Annotated in this window: 20 protein-coding genes and 5 tRNA genes; 4 read left to right on the forward strand and 21 right to left on the reverse strand. The window is 44.8% G+C overall.

The genetic code is table 11. From position 1 onward, the window contains the following. Nucleotides 1–36: 36 nt before the first annotated feature. The 8 genes from ccoP to H8K52_RS15470 form a co-directional block, all read right to left on the reverse strand. Entirely contained in the window at nt 37–1,050 is a 1,014-nt protein-coding gene (gene ccoP / locus H8K52_RS15435) for a cytochrome-c oxidase, cbb3-type subunit III (protein ID WP_186923807.1), read from the reverse strand. After that, nucleotides 1,035–1,199: a cbb3-type cytochrome oxidase subunit 3 gene (locus H8K52_RS15440; protein WP_186923808.1), complete on the reverse strand. Its 165-nt coding sequence runs from the start codon at nt 1,197–1,199 to the stop codon at nt 1,035–1,037. Before H8K52_RS15440 ends, ccoP begins: the two co-directional genes overlap by 16 nt. 29 nt (nt 1,200–1,228) lie before the next feature. Then, nucleotides 1,229–1,846 (reverse strand): cytochrome-c oxidase, cbb3-type subunit II, encoded by a 618-nt coding sequence (gene ccoO / locus H8K52_RS15445; protein ID WP_186923809.1) that lies wholly within the window; start codon nt 1,844–1,846, stop codon nt 1,229–1,231. 27 nt (nt 1,847–1,873) lie between these two features. Beyond that, nucleotides 1,874–3,313 (reverse strand): cytochrome-c oxidase, cbb3-type subunit I, encoded by a 1,440-nt coding sequence (gene ccoN, locus H8K52_RS15450; RefSeq protein WP_186923810.1) that lies wholly within the window; start codon nt 3,311–3,313, stop codon nt 1,874–1,876. 498 nt (nt 3,314–3,811) lie between these two features. After that, on the reverse strand, nt 3,812–5,734 hold the full coding sequence (locus H8K52_RS15455) for a SurA N-terminal domain-containing protein (RefSeq protein WP_186923811.1): 1,923 nt from the start codon (nt 5,732–5,734) through the stop codon (nt 3,812–3,814). 77 nt (nt 5,735–5,811) lie between these two features. Next, nucleotides 5,812–5,888 (reverse strand) — tRNA-Asp (locus tag H8K52_RS15460). A gap of 22 nt (nt 5,889–5,910) precedes the next feature. Next, a tRNA-Val gene (locus tag H8K52_RS15465) sits at nt 5,911–5,986 on the reverse strand. Nucleotides 5,987–6,033: 47 nt separating this feature from the next. Continuing rightward, a complete protein-coding gene (locus tag H8K52_RS15470; RefSeq protein WP_186889306.1) occupies nt 6,034–6,306 on the reverse strand; it encodes an HU family DNA-binding protein in 273 nt (90 codons plus the stop codon). Between the two features lie 435 nt (nt 6,307–6,741). Between H8K52_RS15470 and nadB the strand changes: the two genes are divergently transcribed. Continuing rightward, complete coding sequence (nadB, locus tag H8K52_RS15475; RefSeq protein WP_186923828.1) at nt 6,742–8,361, forward strand: L-aspartate oxidase; 1,620 nt, start codon at nt 6,742–6,744, stop codon at nt 8,359–8,361. 81 nt (nt 8,362–8,442) lie between these two features. Here nadB and radA read toward each other — a convergent pair whose 3' ends face one another. Then, on the reverse strand, nt 8,443–9,825 hold the full coding sequence (radA, locus tag H8K52_RS15480) for a DNA repair protein RadA (protein ID WP_186923812.1): 1,383 nt from the start codon (nt 9,823–9,825) through the stop codon (nt 8,443–8,445). 176 nt (nt 9,826–10,001) lie between these two features. Here radA and lplT point away from each other — a divergent pair, with 176 nt between their 5' ends. Beyond that, a complete protein-coding gene (gene lplT, locus H8K52_RS15485; RefSeq protein ID WP_186923813.1) occupies nt 10,002–11,264 on the forward strand; it encodes a lysophospholipid transporter LplT in 1,263 nt (420 codons plus the stop codon). A 14-nt stretch (nt 11,265–11,278) separates the two neighbouring features. Here lplT and H8K52_RS15490 read toward each other — a convergent pair whose 3' ends face one another. The 4 genes from H8K52_RS15490 to tsaB are packed head-to-tail and all read right to left on the reverse strand — an operon-like array spanning nt 11,279 to nt 14,152. Next, nucleotides 11,279–12,232: a DUF1853 family protein gene (locus tag H8K52_RS15490; protein ID WP_186923814.1), complete on the reverse strand. Its 954-nt coding sequence runs from the start codon at nt 12,230–12,232 to the stop codon at nt 11,279–11,281. Between the two features lie 11 nt (nt 12,233–12,243). After that, the gene (locus tag H8K52_RS15495; RefSeq protein ID WP_186923815.1) at nt 12,244–12,951 is read right to left on the reverse strand and encodes a uracil-DNA glycosylase family protein; all 708 of its coding nucleotides are present in this window, start codon (nt 12,949–12,951) and stop codon (nt 12,244–12,246) included. Nucleotides 12,952–12,953: 2 nt separating this feature from the next. After that, nucleotides 12,954–13,439 (reverse strand): ribosomal protein S18-alanine N-acetyltransferase, encoded by a 486-nt coding sequence (gene rimI, locus H8K52_RS15500; protein WP_186923829.1) that lies wholly within the window; start codon nt 13,437–13,439, stop codon nt 12,954–12,956. Between the two features lie 29 nt (nt 13,440–13,468). Continuing rightward, nucleotides 13,469–14,152 carry a tRNA (adenosine(37)-N6)-threonylcarbamoyltransferase complex dimerization subunit type 1 TsaB gene (gene tsaB / locus H8K52_RS15505; protein ID WP_186923816.1) on the reverse strand — a complete coding sequence of 228 codons (684 nt, stop codon included), beginning with the start codon at nt 14,150–14,152 and terminating at the stop codon, nt 13,469–13,471. 103 nt (nt 14,153–14,255) lie between these two features. Here tsaB and H8K52_RS15510 point away from each other — a divergent pair, with 103 nt between their 5' ends. Beyond that, on the forward strand, nt 14,256–14,684 hold the full coding sequence (locus H8K52_RS15510; RefSeq protein WP_186923817.1) for a thioredoxin family protein: 429 nt from the start codon (nt 14,256–14,258) through the stop codon (nt 14,682–14,684). A gap of 78 nt (nt 14,685–14,762) precedes the next feature. Here H8K52_RS15510 and H8K52_RS15515 read toward each other — a convergent pair. The 8 genes from H8K52_RS15515 to H8K52_RS15550 all read right to left on the reverse strand — a co-directional run bounded on the left by H8K52_RS15515 (nt 14,763) and on the right by H8K52_RS15550 (nt 21,700). Further along, a tRNA-Arg gene (locus H8K52_RS15515) sits at nt 14,763–14,839 on the reverse strand. A 180-nt stretch (nt 14,840–15,019) separates the two neighbouring features. Beyond that, nucleotides 15,020–15,096 (reverse strand) — tRNA-Arg (locus H8K52_RS15520). Nucleotides 15,097–15,165: 69 nt separating this feature from the next. Next, nucleotides 15,166–17,049 carry a potassium transporter Kup gene (locus tag H8K52_RS15525; RefSeq protein WP_186923818.1) on the reverse strand — a complete coding sequence of 628 codons (1,884 nt, stop codon included), beginning with the start codon at nt 17,047–17,049 and terminating at the stop codon, nt 15,166–15,168. A gap of 171 nt (nt 17,050–17,220) precedes the next feature. Continuing rightward, nucleotides 17,221–17,312: transfer RNA gene (locus H8K52_RS15530), tRNA-Ser, on the reverse strand. 113 nt (nt 17,313–17,425) lie between these two features. After that, entirely contained in the window at nt 17,426–18,676 is a 1,251-nt protein-coding gene (locus H8K52_RS15535) for an aspartate kinase (protein ID WP_186923819.1), read from the reverse strand. Between the two features lie 594 nt (nt 18,677–19,270). Then, entirely contained in the window at nt 19,271–19,822 is a 552-nt protein-coding gene (locus H8K52_RS15540) for a DUF1415 domain-containing protein (RefSeq protein ID WP_186923820.1), read from the reverse strand. A gap of 48 nt (nt 19,823–19,870) precedes the next feature. Continuing rightward, the gene (gene rpiA / locus H8K52_RS15545) at nt 19,871–20,542 is read right to left on the reverse strand and encodes a ribose-5-phosphate isomerase RpiA (protein ID WP_186923821.1); all 672 of its coding nucleotides are present in this window, start codon (nt 20,540–20,542) and stop codon (nt 19,871–19,873) included. 93 nt (nt 20,543–20,635) lie between these two features. Continuing rightward, nucleotides 20,636–21,700 (reverse strand): serine/threonine protein kinase, encoded by a 1,065-nt coding sequence (locus H8K52_RS15550; RefSeq protein WP_186923822.1) that lies wholly within the window; start codon nt 21,698–21,700, stop codon nt 20,636–20,638. Between the two features lie 124 nt (nt 21,701–21,824). Between H8K52_RS15550 and H8K52_RS15555 the strand changes: the two genes are divergently transcribed. Next, nucleotides 21,825–22,526 (forward strand): UPF0149 family protein, encoded by a 702-nt coding sequence (locus tag H8K52_RS15555; protein ID WP_186923823.1) that lies wholly within the window; start codon nt 21,825–21,827, stop codon nt 22,524–22,526. Nucleotides 22,527–22,701: the final 175 nt, after the last annotated feature.

Genomic DNA, 22,701 nt, shown 5'->3' on the forward strand with positions numbered 1-22,701 from the left:
GGTTAATTTACCGGCATGTAGCCGGTAATTTGATTGCTATTTACTTGCAGGTACGACTTCAACTTCAGCTGCAACTGGTGTACTGGCAATTTGTTTCAATGCTGTTGCTTCTGATTCAGTTACTGCGGTCTTCCCTGAATTAGACATACCCCAAACATACGCCGTCAATAGATGAATCTTAGCATCGGTTAGGATCGTTTTATGCGCAGGCATTTGGTTAGCACGCCCCTTATTGATGGTTTCCATAATATTGTCGATCCCACCGCCATATAACCAAACTTTATCAGTCAGATTAGGAGCGCCAAGTGCTTGATTACCTTTGCCATCAGCACCATGACAAGCGGCGCATACGCCAAACTTGCCCTTGCCTAATGCGGCTTTGATCGGATCATGCGCAGCACCTGACAAACTCAATACATAGTTGGCGACATTCTTCACGTCATCTTCTGTACCGAGTGCAGCCCCCATCGGTGGCATTTGTCCATTACGCCCTTCTTGAAGCGTGAGTTTAATTGTCTCAGGAGCACCGCCATACAACCAGTCTGTATCCGTCAAATTAGGGTAGCCTTTGCCACCTTGCGCATCCGAACCATGGCATTGGGCGCAGCTATTCAAAAACAGACGCTGACCAATTTCACGCGCTTTCGGATCAACTGCGACCTGTTTCACGTCGGTATTTAGATACTGATTAAACAAAGGACCATACTGGGCTTCGCCCTCCTTCATTTCTTTTTCGTATGCCCCCTCTTGGCTCCAAGCAAAAGTGCCTTTGTAAGAACCCATGCCTGGATACACAATCAAGTACCCAACGCTATAAACGATCGTCAGATAAAACAACCACATCCACCATTTTGGTAAAGGATTGTTTTGCTCCATCAAAGACTCGTCCCAAACGTGACCAGTAGTTTCGGCTGGCAATGGCTTACCATCAGTACCAATTTTCACTTTCACTTTGGATTGAGACCACAATAACACTCCGCACGCAAGGATACTAATGCCAGTTATTACGGCGATTGCGGTACTCCACCATTCACTTATAAAGTCTGCCATGGCTCTTTTCCATTCTCTTCATCTTGTGGCAACTGTGCCTGTTTTTCAAAACGAGCCTTATTCTTAGAACTAAAGGCCCAGTATAGGATGCCGATAAACGCAATCATGCTGATCACGGTCATCACACTGCTTAAGATTGTGAAACTCATCTTTGACTCTCCTGAAGTATCAAGTCATCCTAGTTTTTGTTTTTAATTGCGGTACCCAATACCTGCAAGTAAGCAATCAAAGCTTCCATTTCAGTTTTACCTGAAACTTCCTCGGAAGATTTAGCGATCTCTTCGGCCGTATATGGCACACCCAAAATCTGCATTGCGCGCATTCTTGGTGCCATACCGGCACCATCAACAGTCGCCGTCAACAGCCAAGGATAGGCTGGCATGTTTGACTCAGGAACTACGGAACGCGGATCAGTCAAATGATCTTTGTGCCAAGTATCACTATAACGACCGCCAACGCGCGCCAAATCTGGACCGGTACGCTTACTACCCCATTGAAATGGATGATCGTAGACCGATTCTCCAGCAACAGAATAGTGACCATAACGCTCAGTTTCAGCACGGAACGGACGGATCATTTGTGAATGGCAGCCGTAGCAGCCTTCGCGCAAATACACATCGCGTCCAGCCAATTGCAACGCCGTATATGGCTTCATGCCTTGCACAGCCTGCGTCGTGGATTTTTGAAAAAACAGTGGCACGATTTCAACTAAACCACCAACACTGATCGTCAAGATGACCAGCACTAACATAAGACCGATATTGCGCTCGATCAAATCATGAGTAAATTTACGCATTGAGATTCTCCTAATGATGACTCGAGATTAGGCGTGAGCCGAATGTGCTGGCAACGCAGGTATCGCATTGTTCACAGGTTTTGCGAGCATCATCGTTTTCGCAACGTTATATACCATCAACAACATACCGCTCAGGTACAACACGCCACCAGCTAAACGAATAACATAATAGGGATAAGTTGCCTTAACAGATTCAACAAAGGTATAAGTCAAGGTGCCATCTTCATTGACCGCACGCCACATCAATCCTTGCATCACACCCGCAATCCACATCGCAGCGATATACAGAACGATGCCGATTGTCGCGATCCAAAAATGCATTTCGATCAACCGTTTGCTATACATTTCTGTCTGACCAAACAAGCGTGGCACTAAGTAGTACAAACTACCGATAGAAATAAAGCCAACCCAACCCAATGCACCAGAATGGACGTGACCGACAGTCCAATCAGTGTAGTGAGACAAAGCGTTCACCGTTTTGATCGCCATCATTGGACCTTCAAAAGTTGACATACCATAGAACGATAAAGACACGATCAAGAAACGCAAGATAGGGTCAGAACGCAGCTTGCTCCAGGCGCCAGATAAGGTCATCACGCCGTTGACCATACCACCCCAAGACGGTGCGAGCAAAATTAGAGAAAACAGCATACCAATCGATTGCGCCCAGTCAGGCAACGCGGTGTAATGCAAGTGATGCGGGCCCGCCCACATGTAAGTGAAAATCAATGCCCAGAAATGGACAATAGACAAACGATAAGAATACACAGGACGACCAATTTGCTTAGGAACGAAGTAGTACATCATGCCAAGGAAGCCTGCGGTCAAAAAGAAACCAACGGCATTGTGTCCATACCACCATTGCACCATCGCATCCTGCACACCTGAATAGGCCGAGTATGATTTCAGGAAAGACACTGGCATCGCAGCACTATTTACAATATGCAAAACGGCAACCGCAACGATAAAGGCACCGAAGAACCAGTTCGCCACATAGATATGCTCCACCTTACGCTTGACGATCGTGCCAAAGAACACGATGGCATACGAGACCCATACCAATGCGATCAAGATATCTATTGGCCATTCCAACTCAGCATATTCTTTACCTTGCGTGAAACCCAATGGCAAAGTTACTGCTGCAGCCACGATCACCAGTTGCCAGCCCCAAAATACGAATTCGATCAAAGGGCCACCAAATAAACGCGCGTTAGTGGTACGTTGAACTACGTAAAACGAGGTCGCAAACAAGGCACAGCCACCAAAGGCAAAAATCACCGCGTTGGTATGCAATGGACGCAAACGCCCATAACTCAACCAGGAAATACCGGATAAAAATTCTGGCCAGGCAAGTTGAGTTGCAATCAGCACGCCAACTAGCATGCCAACCACACCCCAAACTACTGCCATGACAGAAAATTGGCGAACAACTCGATAGTTGTAGGTGTTTTCATTGTTTATTGTCATGATCTCACTCGGTTAATAAAATTACAGATGCAGGATAGCAATCGTTCCCATGGGCTACATTGATACAAATCAAATATAACCTGTATTGCAAAGCAACTTTTCACCGTTTAGAGAAATTATTTGAAATCAGTCCAAAAACAACAGGACATCAAGATAAAACGCGACAAAAAAAGACAAATTACAAGCCTACATCGGCTGCTTAGCTACAGGTTTATGCGACAACTGGATACCGTCGCTGAAGTTTAATATTCAGTAAGAATTCTTAATGATGAATGCGTTCTTTGAAGAAGCTTTGAAGAGAATAGTGAGGCAATAACGACACTTTGAGATCTAAGAGTAGCAAACATGGGCATGAGCGCTCTTTAGAAAAATCTGAATCGAACTAAGCAAGCCTCAAGCGCTTTACTTAATGCGGTTTTAAAATAAAAAATGCCGCTCAGTTTTTACTGAACGGCATCTGCAATAAAAAGAATTATTTACGTGGTTGAGAACCACTAGTTATGGCGCATTGGTATTCGCTTTACTATTCAATGCAGCCTTATTGATTTCCACCTTCGACTTTTTCTTGAGCGCTTCAATGTAGCTATAAACGTCCTGCTGTGAAGCAGAATTTTCTAACTGCTGCGCTTCTCCAGCGCGACGCACGGGATCAGGAGTGCCAACAGAAACTTTACTGATACGGTAAACGTCGTAGCCGACACCAGGTACATCCACGCCAACATAAGTCGGCAATTTTTGCACATCTGCCTTCACGAGCGCCAATAGAGCTTCACTACTCAGATCGGCCTTTTTCAATCGAGACACGACTTTCACATCAGAAAAACCATTGGCGTTGTCAGCGGACTTCAATGCTTGCAACTTAGCCTCACCAGACTTCTTAGCCAAAGCCAGTGCTTCCGATTCCAAAACCTTTGATTGGATCACTGCTTTAACCTCATCAAATGGACGCTTGGATGCTGGCTTATATTCCACAACACGACCAGAAACGAGCGTATTGGGAGCAATCTCTATCGCTTCAATATTATTCTTTTTCTTCAATGCATCTTCAGAAAAAATTGCGCTCAAAAACTTCGGGTTATTCGCAATCATTGTCGTTGGCATACCAGGAATCGGTTGGCGGTTTAAATTCGACACCTTCTCGATCTTCAATTTCAATTTATCAGAAACTGCCTGCAAACTATCGGCTTGTTCATACACTGTATTGGTAAAAGTTTCGGCAGCTTCGGCATAGGCCTTACCCGCTTTTTGTTTCTTAATGTCGCTAATTAACTGCGCTTTGACGTCATCAAGTGACTTCACGGCTGCTGGCTTAATTGCAGTCAATTGAATAATGTGAATACCGTATTCAGTCTGAACTAATCCACTAATTTCGCCTTCTTTCAACTTAAATGCAGTTTCATCAAAGGCTTTTACCATCGCACCACGCGCAAAAAAGTCCAGATCACCACCCCGCTCTGCCGATCCAGGATCTTGAGAATTTTCCTTCGCCAATTTGGCAAACTGAGCTGGATCCTTACGCACTTGCGCCAATAAACTTTCCGCCTTCGCTTTGACTGCCTTGGCATCAGCTTCTGCAGCATCTTTTTTCAGGTTCAACAGAATATGACTTGCGCGACGTTGCTCATCAGTCGTGTAATTTTTTGTATTCTGGTCGTAATGTGATTTAACTTCGGCATCAGTCACCACGATTTGTTCTGCTAATACATCGTTACTCAAAACGACGTATTCAGCACTGACCAATTCTGGGATCTCAAACTGTTTTGCATTTTTATCGTAGTACACACGCAACATATCATCAGTCACTTTAACGGATGCTGCAAAGTCTTTCGCATGGAAATTTAAAGACTGCACTTCACGCTCTTGCTCGGAGATTAGAGCGATACGATTTGCCACGGCTTTAGAACTAATTGCGGTATTTTGTACAGCACCAACCAACTGCTGCAATGTCATATCTTGACGCAAACTAGCTTCGTACATGGCTGGCGTCATACCCTGCATCGCCAACAAACTTTTGTAACGATCACTATCAAAAGAATTGTCTGGCTTCTTCAATCCTGGGGTCTCGAGAATACTCTGCTGCAAAGCTTGGTCAGACACGGTCAACTTACTCTTTGCCGTTTCAACTGCCAAGGCTTTACGTGCGATCAAATCATCTAATATGCCTTGACGTGCTTCAGGCGTATTCAGCATCTGAGCATCGAAATTCTGACCATATGCTTGCTTCAAACGATCTAATTGATTACTCAAAGCTTGATCAAATTCTTGCTGGCTGATCGCTTGTCCTGCAACCGTCGCCACAGATTGATTTGCATTACGTGACTGCATGAAGCTATCAACACCAAACAAAGCAAATGAAGGAAAAATAATCACCAACAGCACGCCTTGCATGATGCGTTTATGGGTACGGATATACTCAAACATGATTGACCAATCAATTCGAAATTTTGCGACAAAAATAAATATAAAAAAAGGCGAACATATGTTCGCCTTTTAGATGTTGGCGGAGCGGACGGGGCTCGAACCCGCGACCCCCGGCGTGACAGGCCGGTATTCTAACCAACTGAACTACCACTCCAATTCCTGCAGTTGCTGACGTCTGGTGGGCGCTGAGAGGCTCGAACTCCCGACCTAAGCCTTGTAAGGGCTCCGCTCTACCAACTGAGCTAAGCGCCCGACATGTCAACAACAAAGTGATTTAATTCCTTAAATCACGAAGAGCATTAGTTTACCGCATCTTTCAAAGCTTTGCCAGGCTTAAATTTAGGAACCTTAGCAGATTTGATTTTAATCGCTTCACCAGTACGTGGGTTACGACCTGTACGAGCTGCACGTTTACCGACAGAAAAAGTACCAAAACCAACCAAGGTTACCGTGCCATTTTTTTTCAATGTTGTTTTCACCGCCGCAATCATGGCATCAAGTGCGCGAGCAGAAGCTGCTTTAGATAAATCAGCGGATTTAGCGATGTGGTCGATCAATTCAGTTTTATTCACTTACGGTCCCCTCACAAAAAATTAAGACTACGATGATATTTTCGACTTTTTTAATTCAGCCCACCATAACGATTCAGGGCCAGCGGAAATTTTGCATCCGGTATTAGATCAATTCGATCAGTATTGTGTCAAGCAGTTTGCAGGCTTTTTTGGGATCGCTTTAAAAAAACATATAAAACTCAAGCGAATCACCAACAAAAACTCCCGGCAAGAATTCTATTTAGCACATCAACAAAAAAAGAAACCCCGATGCCCCTTCAAATTGAAGTGATATTTACGCAGGGAAATTCATGTCATTCAAGAGCACAATAAATAAAAAACCGATCATCCTTAATCAATTCAGAGTATGCGTCACGGCTTGCCTTCACATGAAGACAAAAAAATCGCATATAGTTGAGCCCTTTTAAGTTTTAATTTATACGGTTTATTCTCATGATGAAATTTGATGTCGCCATTGTCGGTAGTGGCTTAGCAGGTTTGTCGGTTGCTCTCCACTTAGCCAAAACCCATAAAGTCGCCATCATTTCTAAACGCACCCTGCTTGATGGCGCGAGTAATTGGGCACAAGGGGGCATCGCAGCGGTACTGGACTCTCACGACAGTCACGAACAACATATTTCCGACACCATCATTGCTGGCGGTGGATTGTGCGATGAAGCCGCTACCCGCGCCATCATCGAGCAAGGTCGATCAGCAATCGATTGGTTGATTGAACAAGGCGTTCCATTCACCAAAGATCAACATGCAGAACTCGGTTTTCATTTAACACGCGAAGGCGGTCATAGCCAACGACGAATAATTCATGCAGCCGATGCGACCGGACACGCAGTACAAGTCACACTTGAACAGCTCGTCAGAAACCATCCCAACATAAGTTTGTTTGAACACCACTACGCGATTGATGTCATCACCTCGAGCAAAATTGGTGATACTTCCGCGACGCCACGTTGCCTCGGTTTATATGTACAAGACGTAAGGACTGGCACCGTACATACTTTCTGCGCGCAACACACCGTGATGGCCACTGGCGGCGCCGGCAAAGTTTATCTATACACGACCAATCCAGATACCGCGACCGGCGATGGCATCGCAATGGCATGGCGTGCTGGCTGTCGCGTTTCGAATATGGAATTTATGCAATTCCACCCTACTTGCCTTTATCATCCTTATGCAAAATCATTTCTGGTGACCGAAGCTGTGCGGGGCGAAGGTGGCATTTTAAAATTACCACCAGAAGCTGGTGCAGCAGCCGGAACGCGATTTATGCTGACGCACGATGAACGTGCCGAACTAGCTCCGCGTGACGTGGTCGCACGCGCGATCGATTTCGAAATGAAAAAACGTGGCCTCGACTACGTTGAACTTGACATCAGCCATCAATCACCTGAATTTTTAAAAGAACATTTTCCAACGATTTATGCACGTTGTTTAGAATTAGGCATAGATATCACCAAACAAGCCATCCCTGTCGTTCCAGCCGTCCATTTCACCTGCGGTGGCGTAGTTACCGACACCTTGGGTCGCACCGACATTCCAGCGCTATACGCGGTTGGAGAAACCGCTTACACCGGATTGCATGGTGCCAATCGATTGGCGAGTAACTCCCTGTTGGAATGTTTGGTCATAGGAAAGGCTGCAGCACAACATATCGCCGAACAAGATCATTTTGAAATTCCAGACCTGCCAGCCTGGGATGAAAGTCGAGTTTCAGATGCGGATGAAGAAGTCGTCATCGCCAATAACTGGGATGAACTGCGCCGCTTCATGTGGAATTATGTCGGCATTGTACGTACCACAAAGCGCCTCGAACGAGCCAAACATCGAATCAAATTATTAAAAGAAGAAATCGACGAGTACTACGCCAATTTCCGCATTTCCAATAACTTGTTAGAACTACGCAACCTTGTCGAAGTCGCGTCGCTTATCGTCAACAGTGCACTGTCACGCCGCGAAAGTCGTGGCCTACATTACAGTCGAGACTATCCAAACACGCTTCCTAAAGCCTTACCGACAGTGCTCTCACCAAAACAGAAAGTCAAACCACCAAAAAAATAGACTGCGGTAAGACATATACACTTATACGGATGAGCGCTCGCTTGCCGGCCAATATGCATTTTTAACTGACTGAGGCAGCACTCATTCGACAAGACCATCGACGTCACGAATTTTGTTCAATGCCTCATCGATGCGATCGACCGCAATGATTTGCAAGCCTTCAATTTTTTGTTTCGGCGCATTCGACTTTGGAATCATCGCAATCGAAAAGCCCAATTTCGCGGCTTCACGCAATCGCTCCTGACCACGCGGGGCTGGACGTATTTCACCAGCCAATCCCACCTCACCAAACACCACTAAACCTCGCGGCAAAGGCTTGTTGCGCATCGATGAATTGATCGCCAACAGGACAGCAAGATCCGCTGCTGGCTCAGTAATTTTGACACCACCAACGGCATTAATAAAAACATCTTGATCAAAAGCTGCAACGCCAGCATGCCGATGCAGCACAGCAAGCAACATCGCCAAACGATTTTGTTCTAAGCCCACCGACAATCGCTTGGCATTTGGCGCATGCGAGGTATCGACCAAAGCCTGAATTTCGACGAGGAGCGGACGCGTACCTTCTTGCGTCACCATCACGCAAGAACCCGGCACTTGCGTGTCATGTTGTGACAAGAACAGTGCTGATGGATTTGAAACCCCCTTCAAGCCACGTTCAGTCATCGCAAACACACCCAATTCATTGACCGCACCGAAACGATTTTTTATCGCCCTAACTAGGCGAAAACTCGAATGTGTATCCCCCTCAAAATACAACACCGTATCAACGATGTGCTCTAATACGCGCGGCCCCGCGAGCGCGCCTTCTTTTGTGACATGCCCGACTAAGATCATGGTGATATTCATCGTCTTAGCGACGCGTGTTAATTGCGCCGCACATTCACGCACTTGCGCCACCGAACCAGGCGCTGAACTTAGAGCATCTGAGTACATCGTTTGAATTGAATCGATCACGACTACTTGGGGCTTATGTTCAGCGAGGGTATTTAGAATTTTTTCCAGCTGAATCTCAGCCTGCAGCGAGAGGCCTTTCGCATCAACTGCGAGACGCTTGGCTCGCAAGGCTATCTGGGCACCTGACTCCTCGCCACTAACGTAAAGGACCTTTTTTATCTTAGTCAGATTTGATAAAGCTTGTAACAACAGCGTGGACTTCCCTATTCCTGGATCGCCACCAATTAATACAACGCCTCCAGGTACCAGACCGCCACCTAAAACTCGGTCAAACTCTTCAATATCAGTTCCAAAACGCGGAATATCTTCCGCCTTTATGTCTGCCAAATTTAATACTGGGGCAGTTTGTGCCAAACCTTGATATTTATTTGAAAAACGATTTCCAGCCTCCTCAACTAGCGTCTCCACTAAGGTATTCCATTGCTGGCATGAGGGACACTGCCCGGCCCATTTACTTTGCACACCACCGCACTCAGTGCATGTGTAGTTTGTTTTTTGTTTAGCCATATTGAATGCATCTCGCTGTCAGCGATAGATCGATCTTTAATTGTGGAAGAAAGTACTGATATTTTACCCAGTATCCCAACAAAAGCTTGTGGTATTTCAAGGAAGTCACAGGTATTTCATGGTATAAAGCATCCCTGCCAGACGAAGCAAATAAAAAGCAAAGGTCAACAGAACGAATGAAACGCGGTTTTTATACAATTATGGCAGCGCAGTTTTTCTCTTCGCTGGCTGACAATGCATTGCTAATAGCAGCAATCGCGCTCTTAGTCACGATGGACGCTCCGGCATGGATGACACCCTTACTCAAATGGAGCTTTGCTTTATCGTACGTGGTCTTAGCCGCCTTTGTCGGTGCTTTTGCTGACTCCCGGCCAAAAGGCAAGGTGATGTTTTTCACCAATCTAATCAAAATTGCCGGTTGCGCCTTGATGTTCGTTGATGTCCATCCAGTGATTGCTTACGGTGTCGTGGGTTTTGGCGCTGCCGCATATTCTCCTGCTAAATATGGCATTTTGACCGAGTTACTCCCACCAGAAAAATTAGTCGCTGCAAACGGCTGGATCGAAGGCTTAACCATTAGCTCTATTATTTTAGGTGTGGTCTTAGGCGGAAAATTAGTTGACCCACAGATTTCGGCACGCTTACTCAGCTTTGATTTTCCCCTGTTCGATTTAGGCATTAACACGACAAATCAATCTGCACTCTGCGCCATCACGATTTGCTACATAATTGCTGCCATTTTCAATCGCTACATCCCTGATACAGGGGCGAAATATCAAACTCAAAAATCCAATCCCATTTGCCTCTTGAAAGATTTCACCCATTGCTCGATTAAACTCTGGCAAGATAAACTGGGTCAAATTTCGCTTGCCGTTACCACCTTGTTTTGGGGAGCGGGTGCGACCTTACAATACCTAGTTTTGAAATGGGCAGAAGTCAATTTACAGATGCCACTCAACAAGGGTAGTGAGTTACAAGGTGTGTTCGCGGTCGGCATCGCTATTGGAGCCTTATTTGCAGCCCGCATCATTCCCCTCAAAAAATCATTGTCAGTGATGCCACTTGGTGTCTTGATGGGATTAGTCGTGACCACGATGATCTTTGTCACCAATGTTTGGTTTGCTTACCCATTATTGATCTTTATTGGTGGTCTGGCGGGATTTTTTGTCGTACCTATGAATGCATTACTACAACATCGTGGACACGTATTGATGAGTGCGGGTCACTCCATTGCGGTACAAAACTTCAATGAGAATTTATCGATTTTGGTGTTATTAGCTCTGTATGCAGTCATGGTTTCCCTCAATCTCCATACCCATGTCATCATCGTTATTTTCGGCTTGTTTGTTGCATCCACCATGTACGCTGTGATGCTCAAGCATAGAGCAAATCAAAAAATATTTGACTCGGTTGCCCTGATCGGTGAGTCTAAACACTAAGTATTGCTTAATGCTTATCTAATTAATTGATTGGCTTTCATCGGCCAATTATTTGGCACCACCATTCCACGACAAAATTCCTGCATCACACTACCATTTTTCTTCATAATCGCCACCATGACTGGTGTGGAATCTGCATGAAAATGGCGATGCAATAGGTCTATAATCAAACTTTTATCCATCACTTCATCGACTCCGACCTGGGCGGGTGCTAACCATTGCAATCGCTCCAAGCGCAACGCATAAGGAATAGCGAGCTGCTCAAATTCAGCCTGAGTCCACCAGAAACCCTGACAATGATTTAAGCCAATACCAGGCACCAATTGCCTAGGCTCGGCACTACGATAAAACAACCATCCTTTTATTATTGCTCGTGCCGCAATGATCTTTGTTTGTATCAAATTTTTTGCGGCATCGTGCTCAGATAAGCTTAGTTGACGTTGCAAAATTTTCTGCATTTTAGCACCTAGACTATCATTTAGATTTGGCCCTAAATAGTCATATACGCTGACCGCAACAGACGTTAAATGACTCGCATCTTGTGGGTGATGAAATAAATAAAATTTTGTCGCCAACTCGAGGTGTAGCAAACCGCCTTGTGCAAACAATAGATAATCAAATTCACCGATTGTTTCCGCTTTAGCGTTGTGAACTTGCACACCATGCCCAAAAAGCAAGCCCTCATGATTAAAATAAAATGCCAATAAGTCTTCAGCATAATGCCCCAAACGCAAAAATTTATGTATTTTCAAGGCTTCATGTAACGCCGTTGGATGTGCATCCAAGGCAAAAAGCCAAGCGCGTAGCTTTTCGGGGTTTGGCACATCAATCGCACCGATTTGATGCCACCAAATCGCGGAATTTTTATCTAATAAATCAGGCGAGGTTAATAACCACGCCAAGGCGCGAACATGTTTATCAGTTAATCGAGACCACTCTTGATGGAACCCATCCTGATACGTATTCATAGTCTATCTCTCTATGCAATGAGCTCTTTAAGTCTACAAAGTTGCATCCAAACCTCACGCTTGAGTTCCGGATGCGCGAGAATAGTACTAGCACTATACGTCGCAATAATAGGAATATTCTGATAGTACAGTGGAACCTGCCGCAAATTTGCCGGATCAATAGGTACATCTGGTGCAATAAGCGTCCGCAATGGTAACTCTCCGAAAATCAATAAGAACTTTGGCTTTAGCAAATCAATTTCTTGCCTCAAAAAAGAAGAGCAGGCCTTAACTGCGGTTTGCACGAGCTCTTTTTCTATCGATTCAGCAAATTGTGCCTTGAGTAAAGCACTGCGATAAAGAGCGAATGTCTTTTCAATTGGAAGTGCGGCTAAAATATTGTTGAAGAGTTTTTCTTGCGCGTCCATTTGCGAAGGCGCTGCAAATTCCGTCACCACCAACACATCTATCGATCTCGCCGCATGCACAAGTTGCCCTTGTCCCAAAGACTTGCACAGACCACATTGAGTACAAACTTGAATTTGTCCCTGAAGTCCTTGTAGATCAGTGATTGACTGCATTGGAAATACCGTTGCTGGGGAGTGATGTTCAAAATTAGAATGATCATCACTGACTACCATCGCGCCACCAACAACGCGGGAAATCACCTCAACATCTCGAGATTTCCAAATCTCACCGACACCTAAATTTTGCAAATAGTAATCGCGCATATTACTCATAATCACTCTTCGATCATTCCATCATTCGCCATCGGTTTTAACTCCATACGCATCACAATCGCATCTTCGCGCTGTCCATGATGCGCAGGATAATACGCTTTACGACGTCCAATTTCGAGGAATCCAAAACGCTTATAAATATCAATCGCCCTTGCATTACTTACCCGAACTTCCAGCATCATCGATAAAAATCCTTTCGACTCTGCTAGCCGCTTCATTTGCTTAAGTAAAACAAGTCCATACCCCAGCCCTTGCTTCTGGGCACTTACGGCAAAGGTCAGCAAATGTAGTTCATCCACCACTGGCATTAAAAAAAAATAAGCAACTAAGCTACTTTGCTCGTCACGAATACCGATCGCCTCATGTTGACTGTAAAATGAATCTAGAAAATTACCACGGGTCCAAGGATGGCTATATACAGCTTCTTCAATGGCTAAAATCTCGCCTAGATCATCAAGACTAAGTTGACAGATCCGGTAATTATCCATGTCAGCAATCGACAAAGTTGCAGCTTCCATTACGCCTCACGAGCTAACTGGCGCTCTGCCGTTGTTAAGGCAATTTTATTTCGCAAATATAGCGGCTGAGCCTGATCAGCATCCACACCCAAACCTTGCCTCAGACTATGTTCACTAATTTGCAAAACAGAACGCGCGTGTGGCATTGCTATCATATGATTTACGCCGATGGACTCCGGCATTTCAAGACCCTTTCCCACAACCATGTTTAGCTGCATCTGTGCAGCATAAGTTAACGCTGCATCAAAGTCACTCAACCTCGGCGCTACCACCTCAACCCAATCAAACCCGCTCAAACGATAATGCGCCCAATAAACTTCATTCATGCGGGCATCCAAGCAACAAACAACATCACACCAAGAATTAACATCTCTAGCAAGCGCTGCCATAGACAATAAACTGACTACAGGCAAAACCGGAATTTGCAGGCCAAATGCCAATCCTTGCACGACGCCGCATGTGGTTCGTACACCAGTAAAAGCACCCGGCCCACACCCAAATGCAATCGCATTGATGTCATCTAAGCCTACGCAAGCCTCGAGCATCAGGTCTTGAACCGCAGGAAGCAAACCAAATGAGTGCGTTTGTACACCAGCCAAATCACGGCTGAAAATTCTTTGATTGGAGAGTAGAGCGACCGATGCAAGATCTGTCGAGGTCTCAATAGCTAATATGATCGTCATTTGTTTATTTTACCCCGAGCAACGAGATTTCTTTACATTTGATTGAGAGATAGAATTTGCGCTCGGCAAATCATGCTTGCTTGCTGATAGGTTAAAATAAGATATGGAAACTCAAATTTACCCAAGCGACAACCTGCGTGCCATTCACGATAAATTAACAACCAGCCCTTGGTTAATCAGCTGCCTTTGCGCTGCTTGGTGCGATACTTGCCAAGGGTATAGGAAAGGATTTGATAATTTACAAACAACACATCCAGATAAGTGCTTTGCCTGGATAGACATCGAAGATCATGCTGAATTGATTGACGACTTGGATATCGAAAACTTCCCAACTATTCTGATTCAATATCAGCATAGAGTTCTATTTCTTGGAACCATGCTACCTGATGTCAACCTCGTCCATCGTTTGATTCTTTCCTTTGAAGAGAGCATTCAAGTGAATGGCTCAGAAAAAATCACGACTACAATCCAAAATTCTAGCCACCCACTTCCGTCAGACTGGAGCTTACGTCGAATACTGGAAACCGCTTAAAACTGCAGACGATTTCACAGCATAAATACAAATACCAAATGAAAAAAGGGACTAGATTTGCATCTAGTCCCTTAAATCTGGTGCGGCTGGCAGGAATCGAACCCACGACCCCTTGGTTCGTAGCCAAGTACTCTATCCAGCTGAGCTACAGCCGCGAAAAATGATATTATAGCAGACTACAACGCAAATATGAAGTAGCCAAAGTAATGTATTTGCGAAACAAATGTCACCACACGCCAGAAGAAGATCAACTCAAAATTTCAGCATATTACTTCTCGCAAACGATCAACGTAAAACGAAAAAAAGGACTAGATTTACATCTAGTCCCTTAAATCTGGTGCGGCTGGCAGGAATCGAACCCACGACCCCTTGGTTCGTAGCCAAGTACTCTATCCAGCTGAGCTACAGCCGCGAAGAAAAATATTATAGCACAGGTAATTTCATTTTATAAGCCCCAAAAACCGTAAATGCACCGAGCAACTCAAATTTCAACTTGAGCCCCGACTTCAATTACACGATTACTTGGAATTTGATAGTAATCAGCCGCATCACGCGCATTTCTAGACATCGTCACAAACAAACCCTCACGCCACATTGCCATACCGCCGCCTGGACTAGAAATGATGGTTTGTCGCGAAATGAAGTACGAAGTATCTAGCGGTTCAAACACCAAGCCGAACGGCGCACACAATTCCAGAGCATTTGGAATATCAGGCTCATTTTTAAAGCCATAGTAGACATCGACCTGAAAACAATTATTTTTCAAATCAGTCACTTTAATGCGCTCAGAAAACGGCACCCAAGGAATTTCCCGATTATGCAAAGTAATGAAGATCACACGCTCATGCAAAATTTTATTATGGGAAAGATTATGCAATAAAGCATGTGGAACACCATCCGCTTCACCACGCAGAAACACCGCAGTGCCCTCCACTCTTACAGGTGGTGAAATAAACAAGGATTCCAAAAATTCTTCCAAAGGAATTGCATGCTTCTTCAAGTTATCAAATACCAAAGAGCGACCACGACGCCATGTGAGCATCACAACACAAATACAGAATCCAAGTGCAATTGGGAACCAACCACCGCTAAAGAATTTCAAAGCATTGGAAGAGAACAAGGAAATATCAATCAGCAAGAAGAACGAGGTTGATGCAATACATAAAGCTAAATTGTATTTCCAACCATAACGAATAACAAAGAAAGTCAATATCGACGTCACCAACATCGTGCCAGTATTTGCAATTCCGTAAGCAGAAGCCAAGTTAGTGGCAGAACCAAATCCAACCACAGCACCAACAACCGCAGCGAGTTGCAGCCAATTCACAACCGGAATATAAATCTGCCCAATTTCTTTCGAGGAAGTATGTATGATTTTCATACGAGGCAAAAATCCCAAAGAAATCGCCTGCTTTGTCATTGAAAAGGCGCCCGAAATTGTCGCCTGGGAAGCGATTACCGCAGCCATAGTTGACAGCACAACCAGCGGATAAATACTCCAATCGCCAAGCTGATTAAAGAATGGATTGGAAACGGCCGTTGGTTCAATCATCAACAAAGCCCCCTGCCCCAAATAATTCAAACCTAGTGCTGGAAATACGATGAAGAACCATGCAGCACGAATAGGTTTAGGTCCAAAATGCCCCATATCGGCATACAAAGCCTCAGAGCCAGTAAATGCCAAAACGACCGCACCAAGAGCAATGAACGCCGCCCAACGATGGAAATACAAAAATTCCAAAGCATGCATTGGATTAAACGCTTCCAAAATGGCTGGCACACGCAATATGTTATACACGCCCATTGCAGCCAGGACCGCAAACCAAACCACCATTACAGGCCCAAAAAATTTCCCTATTGTCGCAGTACCTCGCGATTGCACAGCATACAAGCAGATCAAAATAATCAAAGTGATCGGCACAACAAATGGCTTTAATGCGGGGGTCGCCACCTTAATTCCCTCAATCGCCGATAGCACTGTCATCGCTGGAGTAACGACACCATCGCCATAAAAAAGAGAAGCGCCAATCACGCCCAAAATCACTAAGGGAAAATACATCTTAGAATTTTTACCAACCGATTCCAAGGTCAGCGCCGCCAAAGCCATAATCCCGCCCTCACCGCGATTATTGGCGCGCAACACCAAGGTCACGTATTTTAAAGAGACGATAAAAATGAGACCCCAAAGAATCAGAGAAACAATACCAAGTATGTTTTCAGGGCTAAGGGCAAGACCATGCTTATGATCAAATACTTCTTGCATGGTATAAAGAGGACTAGTACCGATATCGCCATAAACGATACCTATCGCAGCTAAAGTCAGTGCAGACAAGCTGCTCTTGGTGTGATCGTGAGCCAATTGCATTCCTTGTTATTATTGGTGCATTGCACAATAGACGAAGCGCAAGTGAATTTCAAGATACATTCACTTAAAAAAGACAGCCTACACGCAAAATAAATTTTGTGAAAGCCGATTAAAGCAAGCGCGCAAAAGAAAAATGCCCGCTTAACTTTCATTAAGCGGGCACCAATTCTTTGGCGGAGACGGTGAGATTCGAACTCACGATCCAGGTTACCCCAGATGCTTCCTTAGCAGGGAAGTGCCTTCGGCCACTCGGCCACGTCTCCACACTCTCACAACGCTATGCTCACGCAATGCATTACAAGCGAGACCGTGATCATAGCGGGTAGTTCATCTTTGGTCAACTACTTGCCATGAAAATCTCGCGTGGGAATCTCGATTACGCGGCTTCCAATTCAAACGCCTTATGTAAAGCGCGCACCGCTAATTCCATATACTTCTCATCAATCAAAACTGAAATCTTGATTTCAGACGTAGAGATCATTTGAATGTTGATTCCCTCATCTGACAAGGTACGGAACATCTGAGACGCGATACCAACGTGGCTACGCATACCAACGCCCACCACTGACACCTTTGATACCTTAGCGTCGCCAATAATATTACCTGCGCCAATATGTTCTTTGACACTAGCGTTCAATACATCCATCGCCTTATTGTAATCACCACGAGGCACTGTAAATGTGAAGTCAGTTTTACCGTCAACCGATTGATTTTGAATAATCATGTCAACTTCAATATTTGCATCGGCGATCGGACCAAGAATTTGGTAGGCAATACCTGGCTTATCTGGCACGCCGAATACAGTGAGTTTTGCTTCATCGCGATTAAAAGCGATGCCAGTAATTGTGGCTTGTTCCATATTTGTATCTTCCTCAAACGAAATCAGGGTGCCGGAGACGATCTCTTCGGCCAAAGGCATTAATGGGTCGGTCAATGATGATAATACGCGAGTTGGCATGCGGTAATTACCAGCAAACTCTACTGAACGTATCTGCAAAACTTTAGAACCCAACGACGCCATTTCCAACATTTCTTCAAATGTCACGGTATTCAATTTACGCGCTTCTGACACCACACGAGGATCAGTGGTGTAGACGCCATCAACGTCGGTGTAGATCAAACATTCTTGCGCCTTCAACGCAGCGGCAATCGCCACAGCCGAAGTATCAGAACCACCACGCCCCAGAGTCGTGATATTCCCCAGCTCATCAACACCTTGAAAGCCGGTAATAATGACAATTTTACCCTCAGCCAAATCGGCACTTACTTTAACGTCATCAATCGAAGCAATGCGCGCTTTGGTGTAAGAAGAATCGGTCTTAATTGGCACTTGCCAACCCGCATAAGAAACTGCCTTTTTACCCAATGCCTGCAAAGCAATCGCTAACAAACCAACTGATACTTGTTCGCCCGTGGAGGCAATCATGTCGAGTTCACGCGGATCAGGGTCGGCCATAATTTCTTTAGCCAAACCAATAATTCGATTCGTTTCGCCTGACATTGCAGACGGCACAACTACGATTTGATAACCTGCATCATGCCATTTGGCGACGCGCTTAGCGACGTTCTTAATGCGATCCGTAGACCCCATCGACGTACCGCCGTATTTGTGGACAATTAAAGCCATAACATTTCAAAAAGAGTGACGAAAAAGGGAATAAAGCGAGAAAAAGAACGCATGACTTTACATGCTGCTCTGCAAAATAACAAGGCACGAGCGCCTAATTTTTAAGCGATAACAAACATCACGCTCAGGAAGTGAAGAAAATTCTTAGAAAAGCCAATCAAAATGAGCAATGATTTTGTCGATTTTCTATAAATGAAAATTCGAAAAACAGATCAAACTGGACGATATCGAAACTTCAGCCTTGCATTTTCGAAGAAACTTATCAGGAGATAACAACAAATAGAAGATAAAGCAGGCTTAAAAGCCAAACTATTTCACCCAAATCAAGTGAATTAGAACTTTCATTACCGAGCCGTTTTGCAAACGAAAAGGAAATTTTCACATAACCAAAACAAATATCGATATAAGCAAAGAATTGCTGTACTTGATCAACGCGGAAACGACTTGGTTAAATAAAATCTATAGCAGGCCTTAGTTTTCAGACTTCTTGGAACAACAAGGCCAACAAAAAGTGATCCAATCAAATTAAACCTAAGTCCTGCATTAATGCAAAAACTCAGGCTAAATTATTTATCCAGAATTGGGTAAATTCAATCAAATGAACAATTTTTTCCAAGCTTCGTGCCCCAAAGCACGTAAAGTTTGAATGTTTTTTTCATAAATTTGCTCAGCCTCAGGGAAAGCCTCAACCGCTTTTTCAATGCTATCTTCGCGCAGCAAATGTAAGGTCGGGAAAGGTGAACGATTCGTATAATTGTCGATGTCATCCGGCGAAGCATCTTCGAACTGATACTGAGGATGGAAGCTCGCAACTTGCAAAATACCGTCTAAATCCAACTCCTCCAACGTCGCATCTGCCACCTCAAGGAAATCGTTGTAATCAAGAAAATCCTGCATCACGTAAGGATGAATCATCAACGTGGTATCGATCTTGTCCGGATTTGCTTCAGCGAGCACTTCTAACTCTGCCATCAAATCTTTAATCAATTCTTCCGGCGTTGTTGCATGGCTAACAAAATAGCGGATCTGATCTTTAATGTGCACGCCTTTAGCAAACGGGCAAAGATTTAAGCCTATAACAGCCTTCTCCAGCCACAGTTTCGTTTGTATGATGACAGCGTCATCCTTGATTTGTGCATCTTCCATCTTATTACCTCGAATTTATTGCTACCGTTGTTACTAACATCACTAAAATTAAAACTGCAAGGTCTTCACACCATTTGCTGTACCTAGCAGACAAACATTCGCGCCTTGCGCCGCAAACAAACCCACCGTCACAACACCAACAATATTGTTGATCTGCTGTTCCAAGGCGACAGGATCGGCAATTTGCAAACCGTGGACATCGACAATGATATTGCCGTTATCAGTCAGCAAGGCGACACCATCTTTTATGCGCAACTTAGCCTCACCACCAATCGAATTCAAGGCGCGTATCACAGACTCACGCGCCATCGGAATCACTTCGACTGGCAGTGGAAATTGACCTAACAAATTCACTAATTTGGAGCCATCGGCGATACAAACAAAGGACTTTGCAACGGAAGCAACGATTTTTTCACGAGTCAAAGCAGCACCACCGCCCTTGATCATTGCACCACTCGCCGTAATTTCATCTGCACCATCAATATAGACAGGCATAGAACTAACATCATTCAAGTCAAAGACAGTGATACCGTGATCACTTAAACGGCTTGCGGTTGCTTCTGAGGAGGCAACCGCTCCTTTAATTTTGTGCTTAATCTTCGCCAGTTCATCAATGAAAAAATTAGCAGTAGAACCTGTACCAACACCAACAATTTCACCTTCGACCACGTAAGCAATCGCCGCTTGTGCGACTGCGAGTTTTAATTCATCTTGTGTCATAGCTATCACATAAAAGTAAATAATCAGAATGGCGTCATTGTAAACGATGGAAGGCTGCATTGACGCTGCGAATCCCCCAATCAAGATAATTTATCAGACACGCAATGGCGCTTCATCCATCAAAGCGATTTGCTCTCGCATTTCCAAAATACGGTCTTGCCAGTAACGCTGTGTATTAAACCAAGGAAAAGCTTGCTTAAAAGCGGGATCATTCCAACGTTGCGCTAACCATGCCGAATAATGCAGCAAGCGCAGACTACGCAGAGCTTCAATCAAATGCAGTTCAGCCGCGTCAAAGCTATGAAAATCTTCATAACCAAATAAAATATCGCATAGCTGCTCTTGCATTTCATGACGAGATCCTGACAGCAGCATCCATAAATCCTGCATCGCAGGACCCATGCGACTGTCATCAAAATCAACGAAATGTGGTCCCGGATGGGCACCAACATCGGTCCACAATACATTTCCCATGTGACAATCACCATGCAAGCGCAAATTTTGTACATCGCCAGCTTGTTGATACGCATTACTGACTGCCGATAACATCATGCGCGCAGTCGCTTCGTAGGCATGCACAATATCCATTGGAATAAAATCATGCTGCAATACATAATCCAGTGATGCTTCGCCATAAGTCTGTTGGTTTATTGCTGGTCGAGATTGATAAGATTCCCTTGCACCTACTGCATGTATGCGACCTAAGAACCGCCCTATCCATTCTAATGTGCCGGCACGGTCCAATTCGGGAGCCCGTCCGCCTTGACGCTCAAATACGGCAAACCGAAAACCGGCAAATTCACGCAAACTTTCGCCGTTCAAATCCAGCAAAGCAGGTACAACGGGAATTTCAGCAATTGCAAGTTGCGTCACAAACTGATGCTCTTCCCTGATCTGATCATCGCTCCAACGCAAAGGTCGGTAAAATTTCACGACCACGGGAGGCGCGTCATCCATCCCCAATTGATAAACCCGATTTTCATAGCTATTTAAAGCCAATAATCGCCCATCACAATGAAGACCCTGTGCATGCATCGCATCGAATACACAATCGGGGCTTAGGCTTGAAAAATCGATAGGATTAGCTTGACGATTTATGTCGCCGTCTGACTTGTGATCAAACAGATTATGGTCGGGAGTTAGAATATTTGAGCTCATAGCCCTAATTGTACGTGCTTTCTCACCACGAACCCGAAACAAAGCGCTACACTTCCGATATTAAATCCGCGTACAAAATACGCAGCGATTACATCTGGAAACCACCTTTAGACGAGCAAGTATCATGCATCTGGACGAACCCCTTAGCGACAAAGAGTTTAACGAACTCGATAAATTCTTAATGTCAGATGCCGTCGGCGATGACGGCATGACCATGGACGCCCTGCACGGCTATCTGACTGCAATCGCGCTCGGGCCCGAAGTCATTGCCATGACCGAATGGCTACCATTGGTATGGGGATTGCCGGATCAGGGCGAACCCAAATTTAAAAATCCTAAAGAAATGCAACGGGTTACCAATTTAATTGCCCGTTTCATGAACGAAATTCAAATCACCTTCGAAGTCGCGCCGCAAGAATTCGAACCACTGTTTTGTGTTATGGAAGAAAACGGCAAAGAACTAATTGATGGGGAAACCTGGGCATGGGGCTTCTGGGAAGGCATGCAATTACGCGAAGAAGCTTGGGAAGCAGCTTGGGAATCACCAACTATTGCGCCACTGCTTGAACCGATTTACCTACTAGGTGCAGAGGAGATCGAAGAGGAAGAAACGAAGTTAGTTGATACGCCAGAGAAATGCCATCAACTCGCCTTGAAATTGGAAGCCTCAATCGGAGAAATTCGGCGTTTTTGGGCACCACTACGCAAGTCTGGTGTCGCAACAGTAAAACGTGACGCACCGAAAGTCGGCAGAAACGATCCCTGCCCTTGCGGCAGCGGCAAGAAATACAAAGTTTGTTGTGGCGCTGAACCCACGATACATTAATGCAATTGACTTAACAGCCTTACTAAAGCGCCAGAATTTTCTGGCGCTTCAGATCGCTGACAAACCCCGTCTTTTATTAAAAGCGGGGTTTTTTATTGGGTAATGATTGCGTCTCTAGTAGGCACTTTAAAAATAAAAGAACTTCGCCACGTATTTTTCAAACGAAGACTCAATG

This window comes from Affinundibacterium seohonense (genome assembly GCF_014284305.1).
In the GTDB taxonomy this organism is placed as follows: domain Bacteria; phylum Pseudomonadota; class Gammaproteobacteria; order Burkholderiales; family Burkholderiaceae_D; genus Undibacterium; species Undibacterium seohonense.